Genomic DNA, 22472 nt, shown 5'->3' on the forward strand with positions numbered 1-22472 from the left:
TTCCGAGATAGGCAATTCCTATTAGCAGTCTGATGTGGCTGCTAATTTTGGCTTGTTGAAGATAAACAGGCTGGAAGCCTGTTCTACTTTTCTATTTGGCAGTCGAAGTCTGGTGGGTCCAACCCGTCATCAAAACAGCCACGCCTCCGGAAACACCAGATTCAGCGCCAGTTTAAAAACGATTGCGATACTAACGACTACCACGATGGCGATCGTGGTATCAGCAATGAGCGGTTTTGTTTCGAGGAATTCGTCTGAGTTCCCCCAGCGTTTAAGGTGAAACAGAATCACCAGATACAGGGTCGAAGAAACAAAATAGCCAACCCTTGAGATAGCGAAAATGTAGATGGCAATGCCGACCACCGTAAGGACCGCTTTTAGTAGTGAAGCGCTTTCGCTTTTCTTGTCATCCGAAGCCTCACTGAGGCGGGATTGAATCAGACAGGCCAAGGCCAAGAGGATCAATGCACCGGTTACGAGATTTGGGTAGGCATCAAAGGGGGCGGGCATGTCGGCTATTTGATTCCGAAAAGCCAATGCGGCTGCTCCCACCAGAACGATGAAGATATCACTGCTATGAATGTGAAGTTTAGTCACTGGCTAGCTCCTCCTTTCTTCCTTCTGCCTGTCGGGTCTTCTTTTCCACGTATAGGGCCGCGAATAAGGCGGCAATACATAAGAAAATAAGCGCTACACTGATCGGACGGGACAGCGTAAAGCTGAGCAGGCTGCTTTCGCTTTCCGCCATTTGCAGGCTTTGGGCCAACCCCTTTTCTGCAATGGGTCCAAGGACGAGCCCCAGAGCCAGTGGTCCGATTGGTATACCTACCCGAACCATGACATAGCCTAGTAGGCCCGTTCCAAACATCACCCATACTCCGTAGATATCATAAGTAGCCGCGTAGGCACCCACGATACACAAAGCGATAACTGCGGGCCCCAGGTAGTTACTTGGAATCAAAAGTACGCGTGCAGTCAGCTTGACCATGTAGTAACCAATTCCTAGTAATAAGAAGTTGGATACGACGAGGGAAGCCATGAAGGCATAGGCGATATCTGAGCTGTTTGTGAGCAGTCCCATGCCTGGCTGAATGCCGAAGGACATCAGTGCGCCCATGATGACGGCCGCATTTACATTCCCTGGAATGCCCAGGCCCATCATCGGAACCAGACTGCTGGATACCTGAGAGTTGTTCGCTGACTCAGATGCAATGATGCCTTCTACAGCACCTTTACCGAACTTGCCTGGCTCTTTCGAGATGCGGCGTGCTTCGTTATAAGCAATGATCGATGCGATCGCTCCACCGGCGCCGGGGAGGATTCCGATGATACTACCCACAATAGAACTCCTCAAAAGGACACTCCATGCAGATCTGAATTTTGTCACGAGTGTACTAAACAAATGAGGCTCTGACTGATAGGGTGCAATGTGGCTTCCCTTGGCCTCGAGTATTTTCATGGCCTGAGATAAGGAAAATAAGCCGAGGAGGGCAGGGATGACTTCGATCCCCGAAATCAGTGGGTAGATTCCGAAGGTAAAACGCACATCCCCCGAAACTGGATCTTGTCCTATGAGAGCGATGAGCAAACCAAGACAAGCACTTAGCAGCCCACGCAATACTTGCCCCTCCGATATAGCGGCAACCGCGCAAAGCCCAAGGCAGGACAGCCAGAAAAACTCCGGTGGACCAAACTTGAGTGATAGATTTGCCAGAGGTTCAAAGGCTACAATCAGAACTATAGTCCCAAAGAGTCCGCCCAGCACGGAGGCAAACAAGGCGGCATAGAGTGCTCGGTTCGCTTTGCCCTGGCGTGTAAGTGGAAATCCATCAAAAGCCGTGGGTAAGGAAGATGGCGTTCCCGGGGTGTTCAGAAGTATGGCTGAATTGGCTCCTCCGTATAAGGCGGCGGTGTAGATAGCTCCCAGCATGGCCAGACCGGTCACCGGTCCAAAGGCATAGGCAATCGGCAACATGAGGGAGATGGCCATAACGGACGAGAGGCCCGGTAGGGTGCCCACCACAATGCCCCCGGCAATAGCTAGCCCCATAATCAACAGCGTCTGCAGGTTGAGAATGTCTAAAAAGCCGGAGAAGAGCAGATCCATAATACCAACTTAGTTTAGTCCGGTCTTCTCCAAGACCTGTTGAGCCTTAACTTCAAAATCCTTCAGGTAGGCTGTGACTTCCTCGCCACTCATCCAGGCCGGAGCGTTTCCGATTTTTCTCAGTTCCTCTTGAAATGCCTCGTTGTTGAAAATGTTCTCCAGGCCTTCTTTGAGCCGTTCAACCTGGAACGCTTCAATTCCCGCTGGTGCGAGGAAGACACGACCAGTTCCCGAATTCATGGGAATGCCTTGTTCGATCATGGTGGGGACATCTGGGATCTTGCTCATGCGTTGGGCCCCGGACACCGCTAGAAATTTGGTTTGTTCCATGGAGCCGAGAAAAGGAGCCAATCCGCCAATGCCGGCATCCACCTGTTTACCCAACACTGCGCTGGCCATTTCCGTACCACCGGAGAAAATGACCACACTGACGTCAATCTCCTGTTCCTCAAGCATGGCCAGGGTCGCCAGATGATTGCCGCCCTTGGGTTGAGAAATGCCTAAACGAAGTTTACCGGGTTGCCGCCTGGCTTCGTCCATAAACTCCTTCATCGAATTAAACGGACTGTCCAGGCTGGTTGCAAATACGTTGGGGTCGAAGGCCACTTGCCCCAGAATGGTGAGGTCATCCCCATTGTAGTTGGCGATGCCCGTCATGTGCCCCAGCACCAAGTCGGGAGTATTGTAGGTGGCGAGCAGGTAGCCGTCGGGTTTCGAGTTCGCCAGAAAACGAAGCCCGAGGTGTCCGCCTCCTCCCGGTTTGTAGACGAATATAAACGCCGATCCAAATTCTGCTTCGGTAAACTTATCGAGGACTCGGGCAATGCGATCACTTCCGCCCCCGGGCTTGAACGGCACAATAAACTTAATGGGTTTTGCAGGGTAGCTGTCCTCGAGATTCCCGTCGCCTGTGAAGGGCTTGATTACGAGTATCAGTAATATAAATACGCCCAGCGTGACGCATAATCTGATAAGCTTGGGTGGGGTAAACATGGTTATTTCTCTTCCTGAAGGAAGTCAGCGTCTTCACCCGGTGCAGGTGAGTTGATGAATGTACCACGATTCATTACCGCCTCGCGTCCTCCAAATCGTTCGATGATGGCCGCCTGACTTGCTTTTGCTTCTTCATCGCAGGCCTCAGGATCGAGGAATGTCTGCAGCTCACCTTCCATCGGTTGTAACAGATCAGCATGTTCCGGAAGTTCGGCTAGATCGTTTGATTCCAACGGATCGTTCACGACATCGTAAAGCTCGTTGGGTGCATCCAGGTAGCAGATGAGCTTGTAGTTTTCCTTTCGGACCAGGTACCAGGCATAATTCGAGGCCACGGCATGGTACTCACTGATTACGGATCGATCCGTGGACTCGCCATTTTGAATCTTCATTAAGGAGAGACCATCGCCCGAGTTTTCCTTGGATACCTCCTCGCCGGTAACCATTTCCAAAAGAGTGGAATGGAAATCAACCAGTGTGACGGGTGTATTCACGACCGATCCTTGGGGGATATCCGGCCCTGACATAACCAGCGGAATGGCAGCTGCGTCTTCATGCATGGTGAACTTACCATACAGTCCTCGTTGTCCAAGACTCTCACCGTGGTCTGAAGTATAAACGATCCGGGTACTGTCATTGAAGCCATGCTGCTCCAGAGCTTTAAGGACTTCGCCAATGCGATCGTCCATACTGTTGACGGTGCCGTAATAGGCAGAGCTGATACGTTTGGTTTCTTCAACGCTGAAGGGTGTATCGATTTCAAGAACGCGCCTCAATTCGTTAAGAGCCGGTTTATCCGGCCACTCTTCTTGCAAGCCTTGGTAGGGGAAGGGCATGTCCTGCTCCTGGTAATAGTCGAAGTGTTCAGGTCGAGCGGTGTAAGGCGGGTGCGGGCAGACAAAAGATACAAAGAGCACCCATGGCTTGTCGTCTTTCGAGGCAGCCTCTTTGAGCCAGTCGCAGGCCGTGTTCGCGATTTGCTGGTCGTAATCCAGGTAACTGGAATCGCCTGGGCCCGCCGCGGCGATGGCCTCATGATTGCCTGAGCGCACAGGTATGTCTTCTCGGATGCTGGACTGGGGATCGCCCGTACCATCCACCACGTTGAGTGGGATGTGATGCTCAGAAAATCCGTCCGCATTCTTCTCATCTTGATAATGAAGTTTCCCAATCGATTCCACCCGATGTCCGCGGGCGATCAGTTCATGTCCCCAACCAGTGACCTTGCCATCGTAGGGGTGTGCATTGTCCCAATATTTATTGTTGTGGGTATATTGGCCGGTTGCGAAACAAGCTCTGGCTGGTACGCAGATGGGGCATGGCGTATAGGCGGCATCGTAGCGAGCCCCTCGCTCGGCGATCTTGTCGATATGTGGAGTTCGAATGATGTCGTTTCCGTAACAGCCGGTAATGTGTCGGGCATGCTGGTCCGACATGAAAAAGAGAACGTTGGTGGGTTTCATGAATGGAAAGAAGCCAGGGAGTAGTTAGAAAGTCTGGATGGGCAAACTGTGTCAGCAAGGTTATTTAACTGATTAAGTTATTAGGGAATACTTTCATTGATTCATTTGCCATTGGAGTGGGCTTTCGATTGGGTCCTTCTCCATGAGTAATAGAGACCTTCAGGACCGCATTGTATTCATTACAGGCGCTGCTCGCGGTATCGGGCGTGGTATTGCGGAGCGTCTGATTGCTGATGGCGCTGGTGTTGTCATCTCTGATCTGGATGAAGCAGCGGCTCTGGAAACCGCTGATGAGCTCGAAACCGGAGGGGCTAAGGTTATAGCCGTTCAGGCAGATGTGTCTTCGGAAGTCAGTGTTCTGGCTGCAATAGCCAAGGTGCACCAGGAGATGGGAGCGGTGTCTGTGCTTATAAATAATGCAGGCCTGTTTGCTTCGACACCTGCGTTAAGTGAGGACCTCAGTGGTTGGCAAAAGAGTCTCGATGTCATGCTGACTGGTTCGCTGCTTTGTGCTCGAGCCACGGCGCCAGATATGAAGGCGAATGGGTGGGGGAGGATCGTAAATATATCATCTGTTATGGCGTTCATCGCCTACGGAGAAGACGTTGGCTACTGCACGGCGAAGGCTGGATTGCTTGGTTTGACTCGGTCCTTGGCGGTTGAGTTTGGAAAACATAATATCAATGTGAATGCTATTTGCCCCGGGCACATTAGGACACCCATGCTCGATGCCACGGCCAAGCACGTGGAGCAACGAGACGGTACGAGCCCCGAGGAGTTTTTTGAAGAACTGGTCGGGACTATTCCCAAGGGGCGATTGGCAGAGGTAAAGGATATCGCGGCGATGGTTTCATTCCTGTGTTCTGAAGATGCAGACCATGTAACTGGACAGGCTATGCATGTGAACGGTGGGTCGTATTTGGGGTAGGTTATTCTCCTAAATCTCTTCTTCCTCGTCCTCATACTCCTCCTCCTGCTTTCTGCCAATTCATAGGCAGTCTTGATGTCTGGTTAATCTTTGAGATTTATGAATGTATCCATAGGGAGGATGCTCATGTGAAGGCCCAGGTTTTTAAATTCTCGAAGATTACAAAGAGTAAGAGTAAGAGAGAGGTTTTCATTAACTCCTGCTGAAGGGCCTGGTTTTACAAGCTTCCTCGGAAAGTGTACACCTTTTTGGTCAACGGTCGACTTCTATTCACCTTGTCTGTGTTAGCTAGTGAAGAGTATGCATTTTATTGTTAAAAATCACCCCGAACTCTGAACAATCTCATTTGATTAAATACTCAACTTAGTAAGTACCTAGCTATGAACACAAAAGAACTCATACGAAAACGAAGTGCCTGGCTATTGGCGGCATTGATGTTTTCCTCTACAAGCTTTGTGCAAGTAAATGCGCAAGAGGACGAAGATGAAGTCTTCGACCTATCTCCCTTCACGATTACCAGTGAGGAAGATACCGGATACGCAGCTACTAGTACCTTGGCTGGATCTCGACTAAAATCTAACCTGAAAGATCTTGCAGGTCCTATTCAAATCGTAACCGAAGAATTTCTGGAAGATACAGCCGTAACCAGTACAGAGGATCTCTTCCTTTACACAACCAGTACAGAAGCCTCAGGTCCTGATGGAAACTATGGTGGTGGTGGTGCTGAAAGGCGTGATCCCAACGTAACTCGTGTTCGTGGTTTAGCAAATCCTGACCGAACCCGGGGTTACTTCCTGACTAATATTGGTTTCGATACCTACAACACTGACCGTGTTGCGATTGCAAAGGGCCCGAATGCCATTCTCTTTGGTCTTGGTAGTCCTGCTGGTATCGTGAACAACAACTTGAAACAGGCTCGTTTTGAAGAAACGAATTCGATTAAGCTTCAGTATGGTAGCTGGGGCGCACACCGTGAGATCATCGATATCAATCGTGTGCTCATCGAAGACTTGGTTGCATTCCGGATCATTGGCCTGAACAACGAAATCAAGTACAAACAGAAACCATCATATTCAGACGAACGTCGTCTATACGGAACGTTTCTGATCACTCCGTATGAAAAGACTACCATTCGGGCAAACTTTGAGACCGGTTCCAGAGATGCGAGCCGTCCCAACACCAGTTCACCTACATCCAACATTCCGACTTGGATCGCTGATGGCATGCCAGTGACAACAGGCAATTTTAGCCAAAGTGGATTTGGAACTTATACGGGAAACCGTGCTCCACAGTTTATCTACGGTGAACCGGATGCCACGACTCCTTCCGTGGGATTTGATCCTCAGCCGGCAACTTCAGGCCCTGACGGAATTCGCAGACAACACTATACGGCTGCAAACCGTGAAGAGACCTCCGGTGGAACTTTCAGTCAGGGTGTATTGACCGATGAAACCGGTTATGTCTTCGACTTCAGAAATAAATCTCTTTCTGGATTAGATAATACGCAGGCTAATTCCTTCGATGCATTTAATTTGTCATTAGAGCACCAATTTGGCGAAAATGCGGGTATTGAGCTTGTTTGGGATGAACAGAGTTATGATCTGTTTTCTCGTGATCGAATTCAGAACACGATCGCTGTGGATGCTAGTAGTTTTCTGCCTTATTATAAGTTCGAGAACGGTGGTGTCTTTGATCCTATCAATCCAAATGTAGGTCGCCCTTACGTTTGGGGTGTTGAAAATATGCGACAGGAGGTTACAGATCGTGAAGCTTGGCGTGCTACTGCTTACTACGATCTTGATCTAAGAGATAGTGACATGGGCTGGCTGGGACGTCATGTATTTACTGCTTTGGCAAGCAATCAAGCCTTCGATATTACACGTTCCGGAAATAACTACGGAAGTGTTATTACAGGTGAGGCCAGAGATGTTCTCCAAGGTAACCGGAACCGCACATATACGGCCAGTTCCTGGGACCGCCGCATTATTGGCACACGCTTCTTAGGCCCAAAGATCTCGGGTATACCTTCCAGTGGTCACCTTGCCGAACGAGTTCTCACCGATGGGACTCCAAGACTCAATGAGTACAATGCTTGGATGTATGATAGCCAGGCTACGGCTGTTAGAGATGGAGACAATGGCGCATACCGCGAAGTGAATGCCACAGTGCTTGTTGATCCACTCACCAGAGGTTCATTGGATAGGCAGGAAATTGATTCCCTTGCATTGACCGCTCAGAGTTATTTCTGGGATGATAACATTATTGCTACCTACGGTTGGCGTGAAGACGACGCTACTTCCTGGAGGGACGTGGCCGATCAAAGCGCGAACAACATTGCCCTTATGGATACCCTCAGTTTAGGGGATCCAACCGATAACGTCAAAGGTGACGTATTCACTTGGGGTCTTGTAGCTCACCTCCCCACTGAAGATTTTCTCGGGGGCTGGGGCATTAGTGGTCACTATGGCGAGTCTGAAAACTTTGTGCCTTCACCTGGTCGTATTACCATCTTGAATCAACCTCACCCAAGTCCAGCTGGTGAAACCACCGAGTATGGTTTCTCCGTCGAAGCTCCTAATAACAAATTCTACGTCCGCGTAAACTGGTATGAAACCGTTTCTCAGAACCAGACGGACAGTGCTCTGGGGTCAGCGAGTATTCCTAACTGGGAGCGCCTGTTCTACAACAACGTGCGCAATTCATTACAGGAGAAGGAACCTCGGGATGCTACGGTACCGGCTTCAGAATATGAAACTTGGGATGCTGATGATCCACGCTTGTGGCCTAATAACATTAACTGGGCAGATACCTATCGGTTGCCTCCACTGGGAATGCGTGAGGCATTTTGGAATCCAGTTAATCCAGATCCAAGCCCAGGAGGAACTAATTCGGTTTCTGATAGCCCTAACTCCAACGTGACCGGTGTATCTGACTTCGCTTCAGAAGGATTGGAAATCGAAGGTGTTTGGAATCCTACGGACAACTGGACCATCGCATTCAATGCCGCGCAAATGGAAGTTGTTAAGACCAATGTGTTGCAATCGTATCGGGAGTATTTTGACACTCGCGAGCCTGATTGGATTGCCATGGGAGACCTGGTTGCTCGTCCGAACACGTATAAAAACGAGAATCCACAAACCATTTACCAACGGACTCGGACGGTTCAGTGGCCACGTCTCCTAAGAGAGATTTCACAAGATGGAAGAGGTAGTCACGAAATCCGTGAATGGCGTTACAACTTTGTCAGTAACTACAATTTCGACCTGGATGGTCCTTTGGCGGGCTGGTCAGTCGGGGGTGCTTACCGCTGGCAGGATGACGTCGCGATTGGTTATGAAGATGGCTTCTTTAGCGATACTGGAATTCAAGGTATTGACGGTGTCGCCGTATCTGATGTGACAAAGCCAATCTTTGGTCCTAGTGAGGATAATCTCGATCTTTGGGTGACTCACAAACGTAAGATCTTTGATGACAAGGTGGATTGGAGAATTCAGCTCAATATACGTAATGTATTGGATGATGACGATTTGATCTTCACCTCTGTTGACGGAGACGGAACTCCAACCCGTGTGCGGATTGTGAATCCAATGAACTTCCGTATCACGAGTACGTTCTCGTTCTAATCCAAGGTATAACTTTAAGTAGTTCTAGTTTGTAGTTTGGGCGGGCTGTCCATGGAGTATGGACAGCCCGCTTTTTTTTTAAAAGCTTTCCAAATAAAGAGAGGATCCGCTGTGGCAGTTCAACACACAAAAAGTCATTCCCAATCGCGTAGGCAACTGCTCAAGATGGGTGGTCTACTTGCGGCATCTTCCTTGATTCCACTTTCTAAAATGGGCGCACAACAAGTCGAAAAGAGCAAACGCGGGACCAGCCCACTCTTGATTACAAAAGTTGAGCCCATTATCGTAAGCACACCCGTTCCGGATGTTTCCATCGGTGAGCTTACTGAGATGGTCCCCATAGGCGAGACAACCGGTCGAGCCGGTATTGGAGATCGACTTAATCATTCATTCCCTGCTCGAACACAAGGGCATCGAATGACCATGCTGGTAAAGATTACCACCAACCAAGGTATCATTGGTTGGGGTGAAGCGCACGCGATGGTCGCACCGACTATACACGCACAGATGATCAAAGATCTGTTTGCTCCGTTGCTCATTGGCGAAGATGCCAGAAACATCGGTCCGCTATGGGACAAAATGTATTCCACGCAACGTATGCGCGGTTATGCGACCGGCGTTTACACCGAATCTATCTCAGGTGTGGATATCGCACTTTGGGATATCCTGGGAAAATTCTCGGGCGTACCCGTATATCAACTACTCGGTGGTAAATACCGAGATGGAATTCCCACTTATACGAGTGGAGGTACTGCGGAAGCGGCTCATGAATCCATCGAGAAAGGATTCACTGCACTGAAGATGGGTTTCAACAAATCCTCCAGTGACGGCTTCGAGAAGATCGCTGCGGTTTCTGAGGCCGTTGGCGACCGTGGGCAAGTCATGATCGATTCTCTGGGAGCGTTCAAATTGCACGAAGCCATTCAGGTTGGGCGCAAGTTAGACGAGCTTGGTAATATTGGCTGGTTTGAAGATGCCCTGCTACCGGAAGATACCGCAAATTATGCTGTGCTTGCTGAAGCACTCGATACCGCTGTTTGTGTAGGTGAGACCTATTCGAACCGCTTTCAATTTCGCGACTTATTTTTAAACCGAGGTGCCGATGTAGTGAATCCCGATGTGGGACGCGCGGCAGGGATCACAGAATGCAAACGTATCGCCGACATGGCTGAGACGTTTGGTGTGCTTTGGTCACCTCATGTAAGCATCGGCATGCCTCCCTACGTGGCAGCTTCTATTCACTTAGCTGTAGCTACCCCCAACGCCGTAATTATGGAGGGTGGAAATATCCACGATGCGACCGATATCGGCGGATCTCGTGGCAATGTACTCTTAGAAGAACCCATCCGCTTCGAGCCAGGTTATGCATACGTGCCGGAGAAACCAGGACTGGGAATTGAATTTAACGAAAAAGAACTGGGGAAGATAATTGTTGGTTAATACATCTATTGTACACTCATTATTTCCATTTTACAGGTAAGCATTTGCATATGAATTTATCAAAATTACAGGGCATCTTTCCGGTCCTTCCAACTCCCTTTGATGATGAGGGGAAGGTAGATGTCGCCGCAATGAAACGTGTTACTCAATTCTGTATCGACGCCGGAGCAAGTGCCTTGGTTTTTCCAGGAGTAGCCAGTGAATTTGATCACCTCTCTTCGGAAGAGCAGCAGCTTCTGCTAAAAACAATTAGCCAAGTGAACGACAACCGGCTACCTATCATTTGCGGGGGCGGACATGGAGATCCTGAATTCATCGGAGCCAACATCCGCAAGGCTCATGAGTTAGGTGTTGTGGCTGCTATGGTGTTAATCCCCAAACAGTACTCAGGTGATGTGGAGGGGGCTTTGGCTTTTATCCAATCGGTGATAGAGTTGGCTCCAGGTGTAGATATTATTTTGCAGAATGCGCCGGCTCCCGTGGGTGCCGGAATGGAAGCCACTGAGCTCAGCCAAATTGTAGCTGCTTGCCCAGCCATTCGCTACGTGAAGGAAGAAGCGTTGCCATCTGGACCTCGGATCAGCGCCATTCAGAATGCGGCTCCGGATCATTTGGTCGGAGTGATTGGTGGAGGGGGTGCTCGTTACCTGATTGATGAGATGAATCGCGGTGCGCTTGGGGCGATGCCCGCTGCGGAGATTACCGATTTACATGTGAAAATGTGGAACGCTTATCATTCAGGCGATGAAAACGGTGCTCGGCTATTATACCAGAAGTCCTTACCGCTTCTAATTATCCAATTTCTATACCGCATGCGACTTACCAAATACGTGTTGATGCGGCGTGGCATTTTTAACAACAGCGATGTCCGTGCATCCCTGCCGGATTTTGATGCTTTCGATGACGAAGAACTTTCAGCACAGTTGGATTCCTTGTCTGAACTTTTTGAAATAGCGCCTTTGACCACGGTGGAAGTATGAGCCGGGTCGTCAAAGTAGAGCCCTTCATTCTTACCATTGGTCGTGATACTCCCTATCTAGGGGCTTTGCGTAAAGGGGAGGAGAAAAATGAAAAAGGCTACTTCGTTCGCAAAGGAAACAAAACCGTTTACCTGGATAAGGATAGAACCGTTCTGGTTCGTGTTGAAACAGAATCAGGCGCGGTTGGCTGGGGAGAAACCTACGGCCTCGTAGCTCCACGGGCGACGACAGAAATTATTTCTGACCTGCTTGCTGACTTTGTAGTTGGGCGAGATCCTTATGAGGCGGCTGAGATTCATGATTTTCTTTATGATTTGATGCGAGTCCGTGGATACAGCGGCGGTTTTTATTTAGACGCGTTGGCCGCTGTAGACATCGCGCTCTATGATGCTGCGGGCAAAGAGGCTGGCAAATCGGTTGCCGATTTATTGGGAGGACGATTGCACGATACCGTTCCCTGTTATGTCTCTGGCTTGCCAAAACCGACCTTGGAAGAACGCGTGGCCTTCTCTTTGGAATGGCAGGCCAAAGGATACAACAGTTTTAAGTTCGCTGCTACTGTGGCGGATGATGGCAATGTGAAGGAAATGTCCGAATTGAGAGCCGCACTCGGAGCGGATGCCAAGATCTCATGCGACATGCATTGGGCTCATACTCCGGAAAGTGCCATTGAAAACATTCAGGCCATGGAACCTTACGACCTATGGTTTGCTGAGGCTCCCATCGTGACTGAAGACATGCCTGGCCTGGCTAAGATAGCCCAATCGGTTGATACTCCGATTGCGGTGGGCGAGGAATGGCGAACGCTTTACGATGCGAATTACCGATTCGACTTAAATGCAGTCCACATCGTTCAACCTGAAATGGGGCACACCGGTATCACCGAGTTTGCTCGTATGGCTCGAGAAGCCCATTCGAGAGGGATTCCACTATTGCCGCACGCGACCATTGGTTCCGGGATTTTTCTCGCGGCCAGTTTGCAAACAGGTTTGGCCATGGAGGGATTGATCGGCCATGAATTTCAACATTCCATTTTCAATCGAAACACCGGCCTGATTACTGAAGGTCTTGAGTGTTCGGAAGGAGCCTATACCGTAGCTGACTCACCTGGAATCGGGATTGAGCCCACGGAAGCATTGATTTCTCAACTAGAGCCCGCCTGATGCAGATTAACTGTAGGAGGGGGTTTATCCCCCGATCGCTTGGTAGATATTCGAACAATCGGGGGATAAACCCCCTCCTACAGTTTCGTTCGCAAACTAACACCACCCCATAGATTCATGCAAACTGTAGATTATATCGTCATCATTCTCTACGTTCTTGGCATCGTGGGTGCAGGCGCGGTCTTCGCGGGCAAGATGAAAAACTCCAAGGAGATGTTTGCTGCTGGAGGTCAATCACCGTGGTGGGTCTCTGGACTGTCTGCGTTTATGACCATGTTCTCGGCCGGCACTTTCGTCGTGTGGGGCGGTATCGCTTATAAGTACGGGGTCGTCGCCATTGCCATTAACCTATGCTATGGTGTATCTGCGCTTTTGACGGGTTGGCTGTTGGCCGGAGTCTGGAGAAGGGCGGGAGTAGATTCTGCGTCCGAATTTTTGCAGATACGTTACGGAGGATCGATTGTTCAATTTTATACCTGGTTTAAGGGATCCCTCACCTTGTTCAGTACCGGAGGTGCGGTCTATGCCTTGTCAAAAATTGTCACTGCATTGATGCCTTTGCCGGCGGGCCATTTTCTCGCCGACCCAGCAACCGGACATTTGTCCGTGCCGCTTACCTCGATCGCGATCTGTTTGATTGTCATCATCATCACCTTCGTGGGTGGTTTGTGGGCCGTATTGATGACTGATGTGCTGCAGTTCGTCATTCTGACGGTGTCAGTGATTTTTGTAGTGCCACTCATTTTGATAAAGGTCGGTGGATTCGGCTCCTTTGTTGAGCAAGCTCCCGATGGGTTTTTGGCTCCTGTCGCCGCACAATATTCCTGGTGGTTCTTGATCGGATGGATGATCATTAACTTCTTCATTTTTGCGGGTGATTGGGCCTTTGTACAGCGTTGGGTCTGTGTGCCTACGGAGAAGGATGCGAAGAAAGCAGCCTACCTTATTGGGGGGCTTTACTTGGTCAGTCCTATATTCTGGATGATTCCGCCGCTGCTTTACCGCGTGATCCAGCCCGGCGTTGATACTGAGCAGGCCTACATCCTGGCCTGTAAGTATGTGCTTCCAGCGGGTATGCTCGGTTTGATGGTTGCGGCAATGGCTTCAGCAACAGCCAGTATGGCGACCACGCGTTTGAATGTGTATGCAGGAGCCTTTACCGAAGCGTTCCATCGATTCTTCATCAAGGATGCCTCTGAGAAACGCCTGGTTTTTGTCGGTCGCGTAGTCACCATTCTCTTGGGATTTTTTGTCATGGCCGGTGCCTTGATGATTCCCAAGTACGGCTACACGGATTTCATTATCGATATAAACAAACTGCTTTATGTGCCGTTGTTTTTGCCAACCGTATGGGGACTGTTTTCCAAAAAGCTCCCACTCAAAGCGGTATGGATAACAACCGGTATCTGCTTTGCCGTATCCTTCGTTTTCAAGTTCGGCCATCCATCAGATGGATTCCTGCCGAACTGGTCTCTCTACGAGTCTTTTCTACTTCCATTGCTACTCCCTAGTCTTGATTGGGCACAGGCAAACAAAGGAACCGCCGACCTGATTGTTGGCATCCTGTTACCCTTTATCATTCTGCTCTTCTTTGAATTATTTTCGAAACAGGAATATCCTGGATGGGCACGGGCCGAGAAAGCCAAGCAGGATTTCCATGAACAACCAGCTGCTCAGGTTTACACCTTGCCCGGAAAGATGGTGGCCATCTCCTTAGTCGTTATTGCCGTGCTCATGGCTAGTCTGGCCATCTTCAACGGGGCCGAAGCAGCCATTTTGCTAACCCTCACTTTAGTGCTGTTGGGCATTGCGGGTGTGCTTTTTTACTTTTTGAGTAAGGCCGATCAAAAGGCTGAGGACGGCACTGTCGGAGTAGATTGAGTCTAGCTGTAGGAGGGGCTTGTTATGTTGGTGTCACTTCGATCGAAACTGCGCTACGCTTGTTGAGGTGTCGTCGCAAAGTGCTCCTCGGTAACGCCCCGATCGCTCGGCGATCGAGCCCTACCTCTTCTGACACCTGACACCCGAAACCTTTATTACTAGTCCCATGACACCAACAAAAATACGACTCACCTTCACTCTGGTTTTCGCCAGCCTCTGGACTTCTCTCGCTCACGCGGGTGAACGTCCCAACATCCTCTGGATCGTCATCGACGACATGTCCGCCAACTTCGGATGCTATGGTGAGACCACCATCGAAACACTTGAGGTTGATCAGTTAGCTTCCGAGGGTGTTTTGTTTACTCGTGCCTACGCCACGTCCTCCGTCTGTTCGACTTTCCGCTCGGCCATGATCACCGGCATGTATCAAAACTCGATTGGAGCTCATCACCATCGTAGTGGTCAAGGAGAGCACCGCATTAAGTTGCCCAAAGGCGTGCGGCCAGTTCCCGAGCTGTTTAAAGACGCTGGCTATTGGACGTGTATTGGAAGTGGAGTCCCTGGGCTCGATCATCGCGGCGAGCCATCATCGACCCATGGCCTGGGGAAGATGGATTACAATTTCGACTTCGATTTGGACATGTATGACAGCAACGACTGGGCGGGGCGTGGAGACGATCAACCGTTCTTCATGCAGGTTCAGTTAAACGGTGGAAAGATCCGCGGTGACTCAGAGGCAAAGAACTGGGAAACGGTCGAGCGGATGAACAAACATTTCGGAGGCGCCACCGATCCGGATCGAGTCCAGCTACCTCCATACTATCCGCGTGATCCTGGTATCCTGCGCGATTGGTCCACCTACCTCGATAGTGTTCGCATCACGGATTGGCATGTCGGTCGTGTGATGGATCGTTTAAGACAAGAGGAGTTACTTGAAAATACCTTGGTCATATTCTTTACCGATCACGGAATCAGTCACGCCCGCGGAAAGCAGTTTCTTTATGATGAGGGAACACACATTCCACTCATTATTCGTGGGCCTGGAATCGATGCGGGTGCAAAACGTACCGATCTGGTAGAGCACATTGATGTGGCTGCTGTGTCATTGGCTGCCGCCGGTATTGATATTCCAAAATGGATGGAAGGGCAGGATATCTTGGCATCCAACCATGTGGCGAAGAAGGCCGTATTTGGAGCCCGTGATCGTTGTGGTGAAGCGGCGGATTGGGTCAGGTCCGTTCGCACCGATCGTTACCTTTATATCAAGCACTTCTATCCTGTACGACCCCACCTGTTGCCGAGTCAGTACAAGGAAGCTAAGTTTATCATCCAACGTCTACGTGAGCTGCATGAAGCAGGAAGCTTAAGCACGTTGTCAGAGAAACTGCTCTTCTCTCCGACGCGTCCTCCGGAAGAACTTTTCTTATACCAGGATGATAACTGGCAGATCGTAAACCTGGCTGAAGATCCAAAGTTTGCCGATGTGTTAAAGACGCACCGCGCCCACTTGGATGATTGGGTCGAACGTACCGGCGATCCCGGACCCGAGTCACCGGAAGTCTACGTCATGGAAACCGAGCACCAAATGAGTATCACGGGTAATAAGGACACGCGCGAAAAATACCGGCAGCACACCGAGCTCTACAAACAATGGGTTAGGGAAGGGAAGTAGGCAAATGCCTGCTTTACGCCCTGATTTCTATCTATAAGCAAATCATAGTCTCAAAAACCGACTGATATTTTATCCCCTATGATGAGGATTTCAGAATGAGCTCATGTAGGCTGTCGGCCATGAGTTTATAACCTGCGGCATTGGGGTGGATCATGTCGCTTTTAAGCGAGGGCTTCCGAAGAATCGATCTGATTGATTTTTGCTCCAAGGGCAATCGATATTCGTCAGCGAGATCTTCGTACAAATCTGGAACGGATAAGGTAAGTCCTCGTTGTGGGACTCCAATGAGAACGATATCGGCTCCTGTCTCCTTAATGAGTTGGATCATCGCATCGAGATTCTTTTTGGTTCTTTCTCTGGGTTGCTTCTGAAGCATATCGTTTCCGCCATAGCACAGCAGGACTAGATTTGGTGTTGTTTTCTTCAAGATCGCTGGAAGACGTTGTAATGCCGCTGTAGTGTCTTCTCCGTTAACTCCAAAATTGGTGATTTCACAATTAAGTAGTTTGGATAATTCAGCTGGATAGCTTTCGTTCTCACTGACGCCAAGCCCTGCTGTGAGACTATCACCTACCGCGATGATCTTAGTGTCTGGATCTACTTTTTCTATAACTGCGCCGCCAGAACATCCCAGTAGGAGTAGGAGCCCTGTAATTACAAAAACTGCGATTGCTGATTTCATCTGTCTTATCGAACGCCGATAGTGCTAATCGTCGGCACCTCTGGTGCTCGCGAATTGGCCAACTGACTGGTTAGATCTATTCATTGTTCAACTTCCTGAAGGTTTGGATTGCTGCAGAGTGAAATTATTTTCTCTCTTCTTCTAATGCTTGGCGGAACATCGTAAATTCAAATCTAGTTCCAACATTGGTCCAGTAAATCTCCTGATCCTTCTCGCCCTTGAATCTGAAAGCTTTGTATTCATCGCCTGAGTACTCAGCAGGACTTATAACTCTTATTTCTATCCATTCCGTAGGAGCCATCTCAATGTCACCAAGCTTGTCATTGGACCTGTGATGATCCGATTCAGTGTTCTCTGAAATGACTTCAAGAATCCCATCAACAGGCGAAAGGTCTATTGGCGGACGCTTCGACTGGCTGCAACCTGAGAAAATCAGGCAGCCGATGATGAGGGCTATGGCTGAATTACTTTTCATCTAGAAGTACTAATATCCTGCACTATTTGCCGGATAACAAAGATGAGATGGAGGGTAACAAAGAGGGGATTCATTGAGGGAACTCCAATAATCACCGGGGATACAGGCGGAGCAAGGTGAAAAAGGGGGAGATATTTAATCCGGGATTTCAGGCAAAATAGGGGTTCCTGAATGCTCCTGATCCAAAGACAGGTTAACAATCGATTATTTCTGTTATTCGGTCCTTTGGGGAATTGAAGGGAATTCTCCTCGGCTTCTGATGAGGGAATTGTTTGAATGCTGGGGTTATTTGATTGATGATTCCGTTTGGATGATCCATCTAGTTTTGTTCTCAAAATGACGTCTATCCCTAGAGTTATTCCAATCCTTGTAGCCGTGGTTTCGGTTGCGGTATCTCCGGCTTTATTCGGCCAGGTTGATTTTGCCCGGGACATTCGGCCGATACTCAATGCGAATTGCACGGAGTGCCATGGAGGTGTGAAGGCCGCTGGCAATGTTTCTTTTGTCTACGAAGACCGGGTGGTTAACTTCAAAGGGAAGTCTGATTACACCGTGGTGGTTCCGGGGAACCTAGAAGAATCAGAATTGTTTTTCCGGATCACGACGGATGATGAGGATGATCATATGCCGCCGCCCGATGAGCATGAGTCTTTGTCGGCCGATGAAGTAGCCTTGATCAAACAGTGGATTGAACAAGGAGCCAAGTGGAGTGAGCACTGGGCGTTTGAACGTCCCAGAAAACCTCCGGTTCCTGAAACGGCATATGATGACAAAGCTCAAGGTGACTTAGATCACTTTCTGTTTCGCAGGCTCGAAGAAGAAGGACTGGAGCCAAGTCCGCTTGAATCACCCGGGCGTTTGCTGCGTCGCCTGAGTCTAAGTCTTAACGGCTTGCCACCTGAGCTGATGGAGCTGGAAGTATTTGAGAGGGATTACGCCAGTGATCCGGAGCAGGCTGTCGAAGATGCCGTGGATGATTTGATGAGTCGCCCCGCCTTTGGTGAGCGTTGGGCCACGATGTGGTTGGACCTGGTGCGTTATGCTGATTCGGGGGGGCTAGGGCAGGACCAGAAACGCACCATTTGGGCCTACCGTGATTGGGTGGTGAAGGCTTTCAATGACGATCTGCCTTTTGATCAATTTACCATCAAACAACTCGCCGGCGATTTATTGCCCAAGCCGAGCTTGGACGATCTGATCGCGACCGCTTGTCAGCGCAATACCCAGACGAATGATGAAGGCGGAACTGACGATGAGGTTTTTCGCGTCGAGGCCATTGTCGATCGTATCAACACGACCTGGCAGACCTGGGGCTCCGTCACCTTCGCCTGCGCCCAATGCCACGATCATCCTTATGATCCTCTGCGTAATGCTGACTACTACAGCTTCATGGATTTCTATAACAACACGGCGGACTCGGATCTTCAGAAAGACGAGCCGTTTGTGAAAGTGCCTGAAGAGCGGGATCGCTACGAAGAGGTTATGGCCTTGCGCAACCAGATCCTGAATCTTAAGGAGGGTATTTGGGATCGCGGTATCAGCTTGCGCGACAAAACCAAATGGCAGGGGCTGAAACAGCTTTCTGTTAAGGCGAATAATAACACCGCCTACGAAGTAGTCGAAAAATCAATACACGACGAATTCCAAACCGTAGGTACCGTCGCGACTAAAACCCATACCATCATTGAAGTGCCCCAGGCTAGCTTCGGAGAGAAACCCGTCACGGCCTTCCAGCTTACGGTGCTGCCCTACGATCCTGAGAATGCTGTCCACAGCCCGGAGTGGGGGTTTCTTGTCGAGGACGTAGTTGCAAAGATCATTGGCGAGGATGGTTCGGTAACGGATTTCTGTTTTAAGTGGAGTGTACCCGATGTGCCATACATGCCGACGGAGCCAATGAAGTTGATTGGTAAAAACGGAGCCGGTTGGGGAGCAGATTCACGCATTCACTATGCGCGCAAACTGGTCCTGGTTCCGGAACAGCCCCTGGAGCTTAAAAAGGGTGATACGGTTTCCTTGCACATTCATTGTAATAAGACAGGGCATGGTAGCCATCCCATGTCGATCCAGCGGGGGAACCTGGCGAGTAGCTCCGATAAGCGTTGGACCCGCTTTGGCAGTTGGAAGAGCAAGGAGTATAAGCTGCAGCGCGAAATGATCCAGGCAGTGGATCGGCTTAATGATATTCCAGGAACGACGGTCCCGATCATGGCCAACCGTCCTGAAGAGCTCGCCCGTCCCACTCACATTTTTGAACGAGGGAATGCGATGGAGAAGGGCGATCAGATATTTGCTGCGCTTCCGGATTCGCTCACCAAAGTGGCGCGAGCGCCCAAATCCCTGGACCGACTTTCCATGGCGGAGTGGTGGGTCTCAGATAATCATCCACTCACATCAAGGGTGTTTGTGAACCGACTCTGGGAGCAATTGTATGGAGTTGGGATAGTGCCTACGCTTGAAGACTTTGGTTCGTCGGGAGAGAAACCCACCCATCCTGAATTGCTTGATTATCTGGCAGTTCGTTTTCAGAAGAACCATGATTGGAGTGTTAAAGCCATTCTCCGGGAAATGGTTCTCAGTCATGCGTTTCAACAATCCTCCCGTGTCACTCCCGATCTGGTTGCTCGCGATCCTGACAATCGTCTCCTGGCTCGCGGACCCCGTCTCCGGCTAACGGCTGAGATGGTGCGTGACCAGGCCCTGGCCGTGAGTGGTTTACTTTCACCCAAGTTAGGAGGTCCTCCGGTTCATCCTCCACTGCCGGAAGGTGTGTGGCGTCCGTTTCTTTCCAGGGATTTGTGGGAGACGCCTGAGCGTGGAAAAGAAGACCGTTACCGCCGTTCGATCTACACCTATATCAAACGAAGCATTCCGTTTCCGAGCTTTGCTTCTTTCGACGCGCCGTCGCGTGAATTTTGTAATCCCCGTCGCCTAACCTCTAATACTCCGCTCCAAGCACTGGTGACGCTGAACGACGAGACTTTCGTCGAATGCGCCGAAGCGCTAGGCCATAAGCTTGAGTCCAGTTTCTCTGACGCTCCGGAGCTGGGGCTATCGCAGGGCTACCGCCTGGTCACTGGACGGGCTGCTAACGAGGCACGTTTGTCGGCATTGACTCAACTGTATGAAGAGGTGAATATGAAGTCTGGTGAAACTGCCTGGACAGTGGTCGCGCAAGTGCTTCTCAATCTCGATGAAACCCTTACTTTCTAATGAATCTGGAAACCCTAGTTGATGAAGCCCGGTTGCGTTCTCTGAAACGCCAAACCCGCCGCCAGTTTCTATCTCAGTGCACCACGGGCCTTGGGGCTATGTTTCTAGCTGGGCAGGCTCAAGCTGCCTCGGGTGGAACTTCGATGCCTCACCACGATCCATCGAATCCATTGAGCGCCCTGGAACCGCATTTCCCGGGAAAGGCCAAGCGTGTTATTTACCTTCATATGATTGGTGCTCCGAGTCAGTTGGAGCTGTTTGACTACAAACCCGATTTGCAACGACTCGACGGACAGGCTTGCCCGCAATCGTTCCTCGACGGGAAGAACTTCGCCTTCATTCAAGGCACGCCCAACATGTTAGGCCCACAGTTCCCATTCCAGCAATATGGAGATTCGGGAGCCTGGGTGTCCGATCGGCTGCCGCACTTTTCGGAAGTGGTCGATGATGTGAGTTTTATCAAGACCCTGCAAACGGACCAGTTTAACCATGGACCGGCTCAACTGATGGTTCACTCCGGGCAACCTCGTATCGGTCATCCATCTATTGGTGCCTGGACGACGTGGGGATTAGGTACAGAGAACGCAGATCTTCCGGGTTTTGTCGTGCTGCTTTCGGGTGGTCGTATTCCTCGTGTGGGTAAAGCGCTTTGGGGCTCTGGTTTTCTGCCCTCTGTTTATCAAGGGGTGCAATGCCGTTCGTTTGGGGATCCCGTGCTGAATGTTGCCAATCCTGAGGCTATCTCTCGCGATGTGCGTAGGTCTGCCTTGGATACGCTGAAAACGCTCAATGAGCAAACGCACGAAGATTTTGGCGACCCGGAAACCCTGACCCGAATTGCTCAATACGAGATGGCCTTTCGCATGCAAATGGCAGTGCCGGACTCCATGGACATCGAGAAAGAACCGGCCCACGTGCATGAGCTTTATGGCACGGAGCCGGGCAAAGAGAGTTTTGCCAACAACTGCCTCTTAGCCCGACGACTGGTCGAACGGGGTGTGCGCTATGTCCAACTTTTCGATTGGGGTTGGGACTCGCATGGAGCTGGCATGGCCGAAGCCCTCAATGGAGGATTTCAGGACAAATGCCGCGAGATGGATCAACCCATGGCTGCCTTGATAAAGGATCTAAAAGCCAGAGGACTTCTTGAGGATACGCTTGTCGTATGGAGTGGTGAGTTTGGCCGAACACCCATGCGTGAAAATCGCGGTGGAGTAGAAATGAAATTAGTGGGACGTGACCACAATCCGGGCGCCTTTACGGCTTGGATGGCTGGCGGTGGAGTTAAGCCAGGAATCACCTATGGTGAAACCGATGAAGTAGGTTACAGTCCTGCCGTGAATCCGGTTCCTTTGGAAGACTATCATGCTACGATGCTTCATCTACTCGGCTATGAGCACAAGAAGCTCAACTTTCCTTTCCAGGGATTGAATCGTCGATTGACGGGGGTCAAAGATGCGCGGGTCATCCATGATCTGATTGCCTGAGTCGGAAATCGGGCCAGAAGGCAACCAAGTTAGCACAGGGCTATTTGACGATGAAAATGGGTTACGTAAATGCAGTTTATTTTCTGATCGGAACAGTCATTTTGTTTTATAGATTTTAATCGGCATCGCGAGGACGCGATGGCCCTACCTATCCAAGTTAGCTTATTATTTCTTCGTTTCCTTCATTATCTTATGTTCAAGTTGTTTTCTTTAGGAGTGGTTAGATTTCGACTCGCCTGGCAATCGAGCCCTGCCTTTTCAGTTGTATTGAATAGCTGCTGGGATCCTCACTGAACTTTCGCTATCTTACTGTTTTGGGACAAGCGTGGCTGTCAGATAGATTTTGATGATCAAGGTTCGACCTC

The 22472-nt window shown here is 50.1% G+C and carries 15 protein-coding genes; 9 read left to right on the forward strand and 6 right to left on the reverse strand.

Going from position 1 to position 22472, the window contains the following annotated elements; translation table 11 throughout:
- Positions 1-129: 129 nt before the first annotated feature.
- The 4 genes from GA003_04365 to GA003_04380 are packed head-to-tail and all read right to left on the reverse strand — an operon-like array spanning position 130 to position 4563.
- The gene (locus tag GA003_04365; GenBank protein QXD29215.1) at positions 130-597 is read right to left on the reverse strand and encodes a tripartite tricarboxylate transporter TctB family protein; all 468 of its coding nucleotides are present in this window, start codon (positions 595-597) and stop codon (positions 130-132) included.
- Complete coding sequence (locus GA003_04370) at positions 590-2107, reverse strand: tripartite tricarboxylate transporter permease (protein ID QXD29216.1); 1518 nt, start codon at positions 2105-2107, stop codon at positions 590-592. Before GA003_04370 ends, GA003_04365 begins: the two co-directional genes overlap by 8 nt.
- 9 nt (positions 2108-2116) lie before the next feature.
- On the reverse strand, positions 2117-3100 hold the full coding sequence (locus tag GA003_04375) for a tripartite tricarboxylate transporter substrate binding protein (GenBank protein QXD29217.1): 984 nt from the start codon (positions 3098-3100) through the stop codon (positions 2117-2119).
- Positions 3101-3102: 2 nt separating this feature from the next.
- Positions 3103-4563, reverse strand: coding sequence for a sulfatase-like hydrolase/transferase (locus GA003_04380; GenBank protein ID QXD29218.1), 1461 nt, complete (start codon positions 4561-4563; stop codon positions 3103-3105).
- Between the two features lie 142 nt (positions 4564-4705).
- Between GA003_04380 and GA003_04385 the strand changes: the two genes are divergently transcribed.
- From GA003_04385 to GA003_04415, 7 genes are all read left to right on the forward strand, one after another.
- Positions 4706-5491, forward strand: coding sequence for an SDR family oxidoreductase (locus tag GA003_04385; GenBank protein ID QXD29219.1), 786 nt, complete (start codon positions 4706-4708; stop codon positions 5489-5491).
- Between the two features lie 380 nt (positions 5492-5871).
- A complete protein-coding gene (locus GA003_04390) occupies positions 5872-9114 on the forward strand; it encodes a hypothetical protein (GenBank protein QXD29220.1) in 3243 nt (1080 codons plus the stop codon).
- A 165-nt stretch (positions 9115-9279) separates the two neighbouring features.
- Positions 9280-10554 carry a mandelate racemase/muconate lactonizing enzyme family protein gene (locus tag GA003_04395; GenBank protein ID QXD29221.1) on the forward strand — a complete coding sequence of 425 codons (1275 nt, stop codon included), beginning with the start codon at positions 9280-9282 and terminating at the stop codon, positions 10552-10554.
- A 50-nt stretch (positions 10555-10604) separates the two neighbouring features.
- Positions 10605-11534, forward strand: a complete 930-nt coding sequence (locus GA003_04400) for a dihydrodipicolinate synthase family protein (GenBank protein QXD29222.1) — start codon at positions 10605-10607, stop codon at positions 11532-11534.
- Positions 11531-12697, forward strand: coding sequence for a mandelate racemase/muconate lactonizing enzyme family protein (locus GA003_04405; GenBank protein QXD29223.1), 1167 nt, complete (start codon positions 11531-11533; stop codon positions 12695-12697). Before GA003_04400 ends, GA003_04405 begins: the two co-directional genes overlap by 4 nt.
- Before the next feature lie 117 nt (positions 12698-12814).
- Positions 12815-14578 carry a Na+:solute symporter gene (locus GA003_04410; GenBank protein QXD29224.1) on the forward strand — a complete coding sequence of 588 codons (1764 nt, stop codon included), beginning with the start codon at positions 12815-12817 and terminating at the stop codon, positions 14576-14578.
- Positions 14579-14744: 166 nt separating this feature from the next.
- The gene (locus GA003_04415) at positions 14745-16250 is read left to right on the forward strand and encodes a sulfatase (protein ID QXD29225.1); all 1506 of its coding nucleotides are present in this window, start codon (positions 14745-14747) and stop codon (positions 16248-16250) included.
- 76 nt (positions 16251-16326) lie between these two features.
- On the opposite strand, the gene GA003_04420 is transcribed toward GA003_04415, so the two are convergent.
- Positions 16327-16932, reverse strand: a complete 606-nt coding sequence (locus GA003_04420) for an arylesterase (protein QXD29226.1) — start codon at positions 16930-16932, stop codon at positions 16327-16329.
- Between the two features lie 124 nt (positions 16933-17056).
- A complete protein-coding gene (locus GA003_04425) occupies positions 17057-17407 on the reverse strand; it encodes a hypothetical protein (GenBank protein ID QXD29227.1) in 351 nt (116 codons plus the stop codon).
- A gap of 336 nt (positions 17408-17743) precedes the next feature.
- Between GA003_04425 and GA003_04430 the strand changes: the two genes are divergently transcribed.
- Positions 17744-20620: a PSD1 and planctomycete cytochrome C domain-containing protein gene (locus tag GA003_04430; protein QXD29228.1), complete on the forward strand. Its 2877-nt coding sequence runs from the start codon at positions 17744-17746 to the stop codon at positions 20618-20620.
- Positions 20620-22107 carry a DUF1501 domain-containing protein gene (locus GA003_04435; GenBank protein ID QXD29229.1) on the forward strand — a complete coding sequence of 496 codons (1488 nt, stop codon included), beginning with the start codon at positions 20620-20622 and terminating at the stop codon, positions 22105-22107. The genes GA003_04430 and GA003_04435 overlap by 1 nt, the downstream gene beginning before the upstream one ends.
- Positions 22108-22472 lie beyond the last annotated feature (365 nt).

The sequence above is a fragment of the Opitutia bacterium ISCC 52 genome (genome assembly GCA_014529675.2).
Taxonomy (GTDB): domain Bacteria; phylum Verrucomicrobiota; class Verrucomicrobiia; order Opitutales; family UBA2995; genus UBA2995.

What these genes read in the sequence shown, in the direction of transcription:
- GA003_04430 (QXD29228.1), top strand. Translation starts at nt 17,744, where the DNA reads ATGACGTCTATCCCTAGAGTTATTCCAATCCTTGTAGCCGTGGTTTCG.
- GA003_04410 (QXD29224.1), top strand. Translation starts at nt 12,815, where the DNA reads ATGCAAACTGTAGATTATATCGTCATCATTCTCTACGTTCTTGGCATC.
- GA003_04425 (QXD29227.1), bottom strand. Translation starts at nt 17,407, where the DNA reads ATGAAAAGTAATTCAGCCATAGCCCTCATCATCGGCTGCCTGATTTTC.
- GA003_04415 (QXD29225.1), top strand. Translation starts at nt 14,745, where the DNA reads ATGACACCAACAAAAATACGACTCACCTTCACTCTGGTTTTCGCCAGC.
- GA003_04405 (QXD29223.1), top strand. Translation starts at nt 11,531, where the DNA reads ATGAGCCGGGTCGTCAAAGTAGAGCCCTTCATTCTTACCATTGGTCGT.
- GA003_04395 (QXD29221.1), top strand. Translation starts at nt 9,280, where the DNA reads ATGGGTGGTCTACTTGCGGCATCTTCCTTGATTCCACTTTCTAAAATG.
- GA003_04380 (QXD29218.1), bottom strand. Translation starts at nt 4,563, where the DNA reads ATGAAACCCACCAACGTTCTCTTTTTCATGTCGGACCAGCATGCCCGA.
- GA003_04375 (QXD29217.1), bottom strand. Translation starts at nt 3,100, where the DNA reads ATGTTTACCCCACCCAAGCTTATCAGATTATGCGTCACGCTGGGCGTA.
- GA003_04435 (QXD29229.1), top strand. Translation starts at nt 20,620, where the DNA reads ATGAATCTGGAAACCCTAGTTGATGAAGCCCGGTTGCGTTCTCTGAAA.
- GA003_04420 (QXD29226.1), bottom strand. Translation starts at nt 16,932, where the DNA reads ATGAAATCAGCAATCGCAGTTTTTGTAATTACAGGGCTCCTACTCCTA.
- GA003_04400 (QXD29222.1), top strand. Translation starts at nt 10,605, where the DNA reads ATGAATTTATCAAAATTACAGGGCATCTTTCCGGTCCTTCCAACTCCC.
- GA003_04370 (QXD29216.1), bottom strand. Translation starts at nt 2,107, where the DNA reads ATGGATCTGCTCTTCTCCGGCTTTTTAGACATTCTCAACCTGCAGACG.
- GA003_04385 (QXD29219.1), top strand. Translation starts at nt 4,706, where the DNA reads ATGAGTAATAGAGACCTTCAGGACCGCATTGTATTCATTACAGGCGCT.
- GA003_04390 (QXD29220.1), top strand. Translation starts at nt 5,872, where the DNA reads ATGAACACAAAAGAACTCATACGAAAACGAAGTGCCTGGCTATTGGCG.